The organism is Nocardioides sp. CPCC 206348 (assembly GCF_048654705.1).
In the GTDB taxonomy this organism is placed as follows: domain Bacteria; phylum Actinomycetota; class Actinomycetes; order Propionibacteriales; family Nocardioidaceae; genus Nocardioides.
The window spans coordinates 30,281-31,443 of the sequence record NZ_JBMCZA010000111.1 but is presented as its reverse complement, the minus strand read 5'-3'; the positions used below and the strand labels follow the sequence as shown (position 1 = coordinate 31,443).

The 1,163-nt window shown below is 68.7% G+C and carries 2 protein-coding genes and 1 pseudogene; all 3 read right to left on the bottom strand.

All coding sequences use genetic code 11. The features are described 5' to 3' along the window. A pseudogene (locus ACOADB_RS06400) lies at positions 1 to 299 on the bottom strand (lipid-transfer protein); the annotation flags it as partial. Next, on the bottom strand, positions 296 to 685 hold the full coding sequence (locus ACOADB_RS06395; RefSeq protein WP_378597120.1) for a MaoC family dehydratase: 390 nt from the start codon (positions 683 to 685) through the stop codon (positions 296 to 298). The pseudogene ACOADB_RS06400 and the gene ACOADB_RS06395, both read right to left, overlap by 4 nt. Beyond that, positions 682 to 1,083 carry a Zn-ribbon domain-containing OB-fold protein gene (locus ACOADB_RS06390; protein WP_378597118.1) on the bottom strand — a complete coding sequence of 134 codons (402 nt, stop codon included), beginning with the start codon at positions 1,081 to 1,083 and terminating at the stop codon, positions 682 to 684. The genes ACOADB_RS06395 and ACOADB_RS06390 overlap by 4 nt, the downstream gene beginning before the upstream one ends. Positions 1,084 to 1,163 lie beyond the last annotated feature (80 nt).

The window sequence follows — 1,163 nt, the reverse complement described above, 5'->3', positions numbered from 1 at the left end:
GTCGCGACGGCCATCGCGGCCTGCTGGATCGTGGCGCAGCCCGCGCCGCCGCCGTAGTTGACCCGGCTGAAGAAGCGGAGCTCGGGGATCCCGAGCTCGCGGGCGACCGCGATCTCCGACGACGTGTCCATCGTGAAGGTGGTCAGGCCGTCGACGTCGGCCGGCGCCAGCCCGCAGTCGGCCAGCGCGGTCCGCACGGCCTCGACGGAGAGCTGGAGCTCGGAGCGACCGGACTCCTTGGAGAACTCGGTCGCACCGATACCGGCGATCGCGGCCTTGCCGCTGAACGAGCGCGTCACGCGACGCTCACCTTGACGGTGCCGGTGACGTGGTCGCCCAGCGACACCCGACCGACGACAGCAATCGTCGCCACCCCGTCGGCCACCTCGGTGACGGTGCCGGAGAACGTCAGCGTGTCGTACGGATGCGCCGGAGCACCGAGCCGGATCGCGATCCCCTTCAGCTGGCTGTCGTGACCGACCCAGTCGGCGACGAACTTCTCGACGAGTCCGTTGGTGGTCAGGATGTTCATGAAGATGTCCTTGGACCCGGCCGCCTGCGCGACGTCGCGGTCGTGGTGGACGTCCTGCCAGTCACGGGTCGCGATCGCAGTGCTCACGATCGTGGTCGGGGTCATCGGCAGGCTCCACTCGGGAATCGCCTGGCCGGCCTCGAGAGTCCTCACTTGCCCTCCTCGGGAACACGGGTCCAGATCGGCAGGGTCAGGTCGTCGTCGACCTCGTTGAAGTCGACCTGCAGGGGCATGCCGATCTCGATCTCGTCGTCGGCCACGTCGGTCACCTCGCCGACCATGCGGACGCCCTCCTCGAGGTCGATCAGGGCGATCACGATGGGCAGTTCCTTTCCGGGAACCGGCGGGTGGCGGTGCACGATGTAGGAGAAGACCGTGCCTCGGCCGGATGCGACGACATGGCCGCGGTCGAGCGCACCGCACTCGGGACAGGCGGGACCGGGTGGGTGGCGCAGGGCGCCGCACGCGTTGCAGCTCTGGATCCGCAGCTCTCCCTTCCGGGTTCCTTCCCAGAAGTACGCCGAGTCGCGGTTGACCATCGGCCGGATCACGGGTGTCGGGGCTCGCTCCGCTGGCACCTCAACCACCGGCCTTGGGGATGAACTTGAGGACCCGGAAGAGCATGGTCGCT